The following is a 1,252-nucleotide window of genomic DNA, read 5'->3' as shown; positions in this document are numbered from 1 at the left end:
GGATGCGGCAGTGCTGGGCGATCTTCCAGTACGCCACACCCCTGACCACCCTGGAATCCTCCTACGTGTATCCCGAGGCTGAGCCACTGCAGGCCGTGGCCCAGGAGTACGGGCTCAGGGTGATGTGACCCAACTGCGACACGGTCCGAAAACCCTGGCGAACACCACCTGAAAAGGCTAGCCCTAGCGGGTGGGAAACGGACGAAGTTCCTCCCAGCTGAGAGTGACACTATCGCCGACGCTGGCGAAAGAGCCCAGCTCAGACAGTGTGACCCGACTCGGCCCATCACGAACCTGGCATATGACGGTTACCCAAATGAATCGCAAACAGGTGGAGTTGACCTACCTTCCTGGGTACTCTTCCAGTACCACTCCAGAAGGGGCGAGCGCCATGAGGCAGCTACGGGGCGACTTACCAGTGACGGCCACCGGACGGCCGACCCGATCCACACCGCGGCCACAGCCCGCGTCCAGCCTCACGCGCCGATGGCGCCCCTTGCATCCATCAGCAGCATCCCCGCCAGCGCATCAGATCCAACCGGACCGATAGCGCCCGAGCGGACACAGCACACCCAGAGGCCGCCTTTCCTCGCCGCCTCGCGCAGTCCGCAGCACTGCGGCCCGCAGCTCACACACTCGCCGCCCGACGGCGAACACCACAACCCGTCGCCTGACGCGCGACAGACTCACAACCGCGCGCAGTCAGGACCACGAGGGAGACTCCCCATGCCTGCAACCACCACCAGACTCAACGCCACAAGCGTCGACCGCGCACACATCGTCGCAGTCAGCACCAAGATCGCTGACATCGCACGGTTCTTGCAGGACAACTTGGGACAACGCCTCACCGCGCGCATCGCCGGCATCAGCGACCCCAAGCAGGTCGGACGCTGGGCCACAGGAGCTGCCACCCCCCGGCCTGCCGCAGAGGCGCGACTGCGCGACGCCATCCAGATCTTCAACGTCATCCAGCAAGCCGAAAGCGTCTACATCGCCAGAGCCTGGATGATCGGGATGAACCCCCAACTCGAAGACATGGCACCGGCCCAATGCATCGCTGACGGCCGTTCCCGCGACGTAATGGTCGCCGCCCGGGCCTACATCAACAACATCTGTTCCTGACCCCCGCATGCGATCAACAGCGCCTACAGTAACAGGATGGGCGCTTGGTGCCTGCGGTTACAGGTTTCGCGTCTCACCGTCGGCGATGAACCGTGTCAGGGAGTGCTCCAGCAGCTCCAGGAACTGCCGT

1 protein-coding gene is annotated in these 1,252 nt (G+C 64.1%); it reads left to right on the top strand.

Annotated elements, in window-relative coordinates:
* The first annotated feature begins 726 nt into the window (after positions 1 to 726).
* Positions 727 to 1,122 (top strand): XRE family transcriptional regulator, encoded by a 396-nt coding sequence (locus MXD57_RS31330; RefSeq protein WP_250405596.1) that lies wholly within the window; start codon positions 727 to 729, stop codon positions 1,120 to 1,122.
* Positions 1,123 to 1,252 lie beyond the last annotated feature (130 nt).

The sequence above is a fragment of the Streptomyces cellostaticus genome, from assembly GCF_023630175.1.
GTDB lineage: Bacteria > Actinomycetota > Actinomycetes > Streptomycetales > Streptomycetaceae > Streptomyces > Streptomyces cellostaticus_A.
Note: the sequence above shows the minus strand (reverse complement) of the source record. Positions and strands in the feature narration are given on the sequence as shown.

Bases quoted from the DNA above. Each gene is read 5' to 3' on its own strand.
- MXD57_RS31330 (WP_250405596.1), top strand. From the start codon at position 727: ATGCCTGCAACCACCACCAGACTCAACGCCACAAGCGTCGACCGCGCA.